This is a genomic window from Thermobifida cellulosilytica TB100 (assembly GCF_001517975.1).
Classification (GTDB): domain Bacteria; phylum Actinomycetota; class Actinomycetes; order Streptosporangiales; family Streptosporangiaceae; genus Thermobifida; species Thermobifida cellulosilytica.
In genome coordinates this window covers 245813-251933 of record NZ_KQ950184.1, presented here as the reverse complement: position 1 = coordinate 251933, position 6121 = coordinate 245813, and the positions used below count along the sequence as shown (strand labels likewise).

General features: G+C 72.6%; 5 protein-coding genes. All 5 read right to left on the bottom strand.

Features of this window, described 5'->3' with window-relative positions:
* Positions 1-40: 40 nt before the first annotated feature.
* Positions 41-424 carry a DUF742 domain-containing protein gene (locus AC529_RS15700; RefSeq protein WP_068758016.1) on the bottom strand — a complete coding sequence of 128 codons (384 nt, stop codon included), beginning with the start codon at positions 422-424 and terminating at the stop codon, positions 41-43.
* The gene (locus AC529_RS15695; RefSeq protein ID WP_068758015.1) at positions 421-843 is read right to left on the bottom strand and encodes a roadblock/LC7 domain-containing protein; all 423 of its coding nucleotides are present in this window, start codon (positions 841-843) and stop codon (positions 421-423) included. Before AC529_RS15695 ends, AC529_RS15700 begins: the two co-directional genes overlap by 4 nt.
* Before the next feature lie 92 nt (positions 844-935).
* The gene (locus AC529_RS15690; RefSeq protein WP_068758013.1) at positions 936-3176 is read right to left on the bottom strand and encodes a sensor histidine kinase; all 2241 of its coding nucleotides are present in this window, start codon (positions 3174-3176) and stop codon (positions 936-938) included.
* 179 nt (positions 3177-3355) lie between these two features.
* Positions 3356-4783 carry an argininosuccinate lyase gene (gene argH / locus AC529_RS15685; RefSeq protein ID WP_068758011.1) on the bottom strand — a complete coding sequence of 476 codons (1428 nt, stop codon included), beginning with the start codon at positions 4781-4783 and terminating at the stop codon, positions 3356-3358.
* A gap of 98 nt (positions 4784-4881) precedes the next feature.
* Positions 4882-6081, bottom strand: a complete 1200-nt coding sequence (locus AC529_RS15680) for an argininosuccinate synthase (RefSeq protein WP_068758009.1) — start codon at positions 6079-6081, stop codon at positions 4882-4884.
* Between the last annotated feature and the right edge of the window lie 40 nt (positions 6082-6121).

Here is a 6121-nt window from a genome sequence, read left to right as displayed (position 1 = left end):
CTTGAGCGCAGACGGCAGGGGTGAGGCGCCCAGGGCCGGGTCAGAGTCTGCGAATGCCATCGAGAACCGCCTGAAGTAGGGTCATCTCGGGTCTGTCCGTTACGGTCACCGGGGCGCGGGCCAGCACGAACCCCTGCGTGACGAGGTCTCCCAGCAGCACCTTGACCACGGTGACGGGCAGGTCCAGACGGGCGGCGACCTCGGCCACCGACATCGGGGAGCGGCACAGCCGCAGGATCGCGAGGTGCTCGGGCTGCAACCGGGAGGTGTCGGCCTCGCGGCGTGAGGCGACGACGGTGCTGATCATGTCCAGCCGGGTCTCCGTCGAACGGGTACGACCGCCGGTCACCGCGTAGGGACGCACCAGTGGTCCCGCGGCCTCGTCCCACGGGAGAGGGTCGTCAGCTCTGTGACGGCCGCTCATGGTCTGCTCGACGCCCGGCCGACGGGCTCGGGAGAGCGCGGGGCGCTGGTCAGGAACTGGCCGACCCGCTTGATCCGGGCGTTCATCTCGTAGGCGATCATCCCCACGTCGGACTCCTCGCCGGCCAGGACCGCCAGACAGGCGCCCTCGCCCGCGGCCGTGACGAACAGGTAGGCGTGCTCCATCTCCACGATGGTCTGGAGCACCTCTCCCCCGTTGAAGTGGCGGCTGGTGCCGCGGGCCAGGCTCTGGAAGGCCGAGGCGACCGCGGACAGGTGCTCCCCGTCCTCCTCGGAGAGTCCGCGCGACCTGCCGATGAGCAGGCCGTCGGCGGACAGCACGATGGCGTGGTCGGCCCCCACCACCCGGTCGACCAGGTCGTCCAGGAGCCAGTTCAGGTTTTCTGAGGCGTTGCTCATCCGTTTCCCGTTCCTTCGTGTGGGTTTGCGCGGTTGCGGTCTGTCGGCTTCGGCCCGGGAGGTCCCGGGTACGGACCGCCTCATGGGGGCACCTATTCGGCCACGGGTCCGGAGAACGGCGCCGGATCGCTGTCGCGCCCCCGGCGGGTGCCGCGGTGGAATGCCTCGATCATCCGGCGTGCCTCCTCCGGGGACCGGCGGGCACGGGCCGGGGCGGACCGAGTGCTCGGCGGGCCGCCCCCGTCCCGCAGCTGGGCGGCGAGATGGGTCTGGCGGCGGCGCCTGGGCAGCGGCGGCCGGGGGTCCGTACCGCCGTTGGAGGCCTCTCCGCCCGCGCCCGCAGGCAGCAGGACGTCGGCACGCCCCTCCTGCGGCGCCCGCGGGGCGGGAGTGGACGGCGGGGCCGGCTCGGCGTCCGGCGCCTGGTCCCGGTCGTCCGCGCCGGTCCCGACGACCAGCGTGTCCGAGAGCAGGACGATCGCCTGGGTACCGCCGCCCGTGTGGGCGCGCAGCCGCACCTGGATGTCGTGCTTGGCCGCCAGGCGCGCCACCACGAACAGCCCCAGCCGGGCGTCCTCGTCCAGTGCCATCACGTCGAACTCGGGAACGGTGGTGAGCCGCCGGTTGGCCGCGGCGAGGTCCTCCTCGCTCATGCCCAGGCCGTGGTCCCTGACCTCGACCGCCACCCCCTTGGAGACCCGCTCGGTGTGCACCTCGACCTTGGTGTGCGGCGGCGAGTAGCGGGCCGCGTTCTCCACGAGTTCGGCGAAGAGGTGGACGACGTCGGCGACGCACTCCCCGCGCAGCGCCAGCTCCGGCACCGGGAACACGGTGATCCTCGCGTAGTCCTCGATCTCGGACACGGCGCTGCGCAGCACGTCGACCAGGGGGACGGGGGAGCGCCACCGCCGTCCGGGCCTGCCCCCGGCGAGGATGATGAGGTTCTCCGCGTTGCGGCGGCCGCGGGTCGCCAGGTGGTCCAACTGGAAGAGGTACTCCAGGAGATCGGGGTCCTCCTCCTCGCGCTCGACCCGGTCCAGCAGGTGCAGTTGGCGCTGCAGCAGCGACTGGTCGCGGTGGGCCAGGGCGAGGAAGACCCGGTTGGCGCCCGCGCGGATCTCGGCCTGTCGCACGGCCGCGGCCACCGCCGTGCGCTGGGCGGTGTTGAACGCGTCGGCGACCTGGCCGATCTCGTCGGTGCCGTAGTCGAGTCGGCGCGGCTGGGTGCGCAGGTCGACGTTGTCCCCCTGTTCGAGGCGCCGGACGATCTCCGGCAGCTCGCTCCCGGCCAGGTCCAGGGTGTCGCGGCGCAGCCGGGACAGCCGGTCGGTGAGGCGGGCCGCGGTCTTGGAGGCGATGCCGTAGGCGAGCGCCCCCGCGAACAGGGCCAGGATGGACCCGCCGACCGCGGTGGAGAGCACCTGGGCGCTCGCCGCCCGGGTGGTGTCGACGGTCGCCCGCGCCTGGGTCTTGGTCATCTCGACGAGGACGGCGTTGACGCTGTCGGCGTCGGCCTCCCAGGCGGCCACCGCCGGCGGCAGGTCCGGGGCCTGTGTGCCGCCGTCCCGGGGCGGCTGCCAGCCGGTGATCAGGACCGCGGTGTCGACCAGGCCCTCCCACTCGGAGGACTCGGCGAGCGAGAGGTAGTGGCGGGCCGCGGGTCCGGCCAGTGCCCACCGGAGTTCGTTGAGCCGCCGCTCCAGCTCGCTGATCAGGCCGGAGAAGGTGATCCGCTCGGCTTCGGCGAGCTCGCCTGCGGCCCGCGCCCCGGCCAGCAGCGCGTCGGCCTGGGCGAAGGTCTCCTGGGCACGCATCGCCTGGACGAGGACGCCGCCGGCGGCCACCGCGGTGCCGTCGCCGAACTGCCGGGTGTGCTCCGCGTAGTGGTCGATGCCCGCGGCGATGACCGCGCTGTAGCGCCGGTGGCTTTCGGTCCGGCTGACCCGCAGGTCGGCGACGTCCTCCCGCAGCGCCTCCCGCTCGTCCAGGGCGGAGCGGAGGTCGGCTTCGTCGAGGTCCTCCTCGGCGAGGTCGACCGCGGTCAGGGCCTCGTCGGTCGCCGTCTGCTGCTCCCGCAGCGCCCCCAGCCCTTCGGGGGACGGCGCTCCCAGGTACTCGGCCGCGAGCACGCGCTCCCGTTGCAGTTCCACCAGTGCGGCGTAGAGGCGGATGCCCTCCTCGCTCTGGAGCGCGGCCGCACGCAGCGCCAGCACCTGGGTCACCGTGGCCGTACTCAGCACGGCGAACAGGACGAGAAAGGTGATCGCCGGGATCAGCACGATCTTGTTGAGCTGTGTCCTGATCCCGCGTCCGGTACCGCCCGGCCCGCTCATGACGTCCTCCCCACGCCGCGCCACGCCGACTACGAATGGTCATAGTGCTCGTACCGACGGTGCCGTGAGTGGACGCTACCGGAAAGCGGATCCGGGTGTGGTGGCTTTGGCCAAACCCGTCCTCGGGAGGAGAGGACGCCGATCCGCGGGGGCGGGCATGACGCCCGCCCCCGCGGGGCTCAGGACCCGGTGGCGAAGCCGCGGTGCTCGGCGACGGCCGCGCGCAGCTCGGCGAGCTGCTCGGCGACCCGGGCGGGGGCGGTGCCGCCGCGGGCCGCGCGCGACTCCAGGGATCCCCGGACCGTGAGGACCTCGCGCACCTGCGGGGTCAGGTGCGGGGAGATGGCCGCCAGATCCGCGTCGCTCAGCTCCGGCAGGTCGATGCCGCGCTCCTCGCAGACCCGCACGCACGCCCCGGCGATCTCGTGCGCCTCGCGGAACGGCACCCGGCGCCGCACCAGCCACTCGGCGATGTCGGTGGCCAGCGAGAAGCCCTGCGGGGCCAGCTCGGCCATCCGCTCCCCGTTGACGGTGAGGGTGGCGACCATCCCGGTGAAGGCGGGCAGCAGGACCTGGAGGGTGTCCACGGCGTCGAAGACCGGCTCCTTGTCCTCCTGTAGGTCCCGGTTGTAGGCGAGCGGCAGCCCCTTGAGGGTGCTCAGCAGGCCCGCGAGGTCGCCGATGAGCCGACCGGCCTTGCCGCGGGCCAGTTCGGCGATGTCGGGGTTCTTCTTCTGCGGCATGATCGAGGAGCCGGTGGAGAACGCGTCGTCGAGGGTGACGAACGAGAACTCCTTGGTGGCCCAGAGGATGATCTCCTCGGCGAGCCGGGACAGGTCCACCCCGATCATCGCCGCGACGAAGGCGAACTCGGCGACCACGTCACGCGCGGCGGTGCCGTCGATGGAGTTGGGGACCGACCGGGAGAAGCCCAGGTCGGCGGCGACCGCCTCGGGGTCCAGGCCCAGGGAGGAGCCGGCCAGCGCACCGGAGCCGTACGCCGAGGCGTCGGCGCGGCGGTCCCAGTCGCGCAGCCGTTCGACGTCGCGCAGCAGCGGCCAGGCGTGCGCCATCAGGTGGTGGGCCAGCAGCACCGGCTGGGCGTGTTGCAGGTGGGTGCGGCCCGGCATGGCGACGTCCATGTTGGCCTCGGCCTGGTCGGCGAGGGCCGTGGCCAGGTCGAGCAGCAGCGCGGCGATGGCGCGCGCCTCCTCCCGCAGGTACATGCGGATCAGGGTGGCGATCTGGTCGTTGCGGGAGCGTCCGGCGCGCAGCCGCCCGCCCAGTTCGGGGCCGACCCGTTCGATGAAGCCCCGCTCCAGCGCGGTGTGCACGTCCTCGTCGGCGGGCGTCGGGGTGAACGCCCCGGAGACGACGTCGGCCTCCAGGCGGTCCAGCCCTTCCAGCATCCGGGTGAGTTCGTCCGGTTTGAGCAGGCCGGCCGCGTGCAGGACGCGGGCGTGGGCGCGCGATCCCGCGATGTCGTGGCGGGCGAGGCGCCAGTCGAAGTGGGTGCTCTGGGAGAGGCGGGCCAGCGCTTCGGAGGGGCCGCCGCTGAAGCGGCCTCCCCACAGCCGCACGGCCTGGTCGTCGGGCTCGTTGGCCACGATGGGTCCTTAACAGTGGATGGGTCGGTGGTCGGACGGGGACGCGGCGCCCCGCACGGCAGGCCGCGCGGGGCGCCGCGTCCGCGGGTGCGCCGCGGTCAGGCGAGCCGCTGGTCGCGCATGCTGGCGATCTTGGCGGGCATGCTCCAGATGTCGATGAAGCCGCGGGCCTTGCTCTGGTCGTAGGCGTCGCCGGTGTCGTAGGTGGCGAGCTCGTAGTCGTAGAGGGAGGCCTCGCTGCGGCGTCCGGTGACCACGGCCCGGCCGCCGTGCAGCACCATCCGGATGTCGCCGGTGACGTGCTTGTTGGCCTCCAGGATGAACTTCTCCAGGGCGTTCTTCAGCGGGGAGAACCACAGGCCGTCGTAGACCAGCTCGCCCCACCGCTGGTCCACGCCGCGCTTGAAGCGGGCGAGCTCGCGCTCGACGGTGACGTTCTCCAGCTCCTGGTGCGCGGTGATCAGCGCGATCGCGCCGGGCGCCTCGTAGACCTCACGGCTCTTGATGCCGACGAGCCGGTCCTCGACCATGTCGATGCGGCCCACGCCCTGGGCGCCGGCGCGCCGGTTGAGCTCCTCGATGATCTGGAGCGGGCTGAGCTCCTTGCCGTCGATGGCGGTGGGCACGCCGGAGGTGAAGGAGATGATCAGCTCGTCGGGCTCGCGCGGCTCGGCCGGGTTCTGGGTGTAGGAGTAGACGTCCTCGATGGGGCCGTTCCAGATGTCCTCCAGGAAGCCGGTCTCCACGGCGCGGCCGAACAGGTTCTGGTCGATGGAGTAGGGCGACTTCTTGGTGACGTCGATCGGCAGGCCCTTCTCCTCGGCGAAGGCGATGGCCTTGTCGCGGGTCATGCCCGAGTCGCGGACCGGGGCGAGCACCTTGAGCTCGGGGAAGAGCGCGGCCAGTCCGGCCTCGAAGCGGACCTGGTCGTTGCCCTTGCCGGTGCAGCCGTGGGCGACCATGGTCGCGCCGTGGTAGCGGGCGGCCTCGGCGAGGTGCTTGACGATCAGCGGCCGCGACAGCGCCGACACCAGGGGGTAGCGGTCCATGTAGAGCGCGTTGGCCTGGATGGCGGGGACGCAGTACTCGTTGGCGAACTCGTCGCGCGCGTCGGCCACGACGGCCTCGACCGCGCCGCAGGCCAGGGCGCGCTGGCGGATGACCTCCAGGTCCTCGCCGCCCTGGCCGCAGTCGATGGCGACCGCGATGACCTCGGCGCCGGTCTCCTCGGCGATCCATCCGATGGCCACGGAGGTGTCGAGTCCTCCGGAGTATGCGAGTACGACCCGCTCGGTCATGAGTGTCTCTCCTATGAAGCTTCTCGGGTGCCCGGTGCAC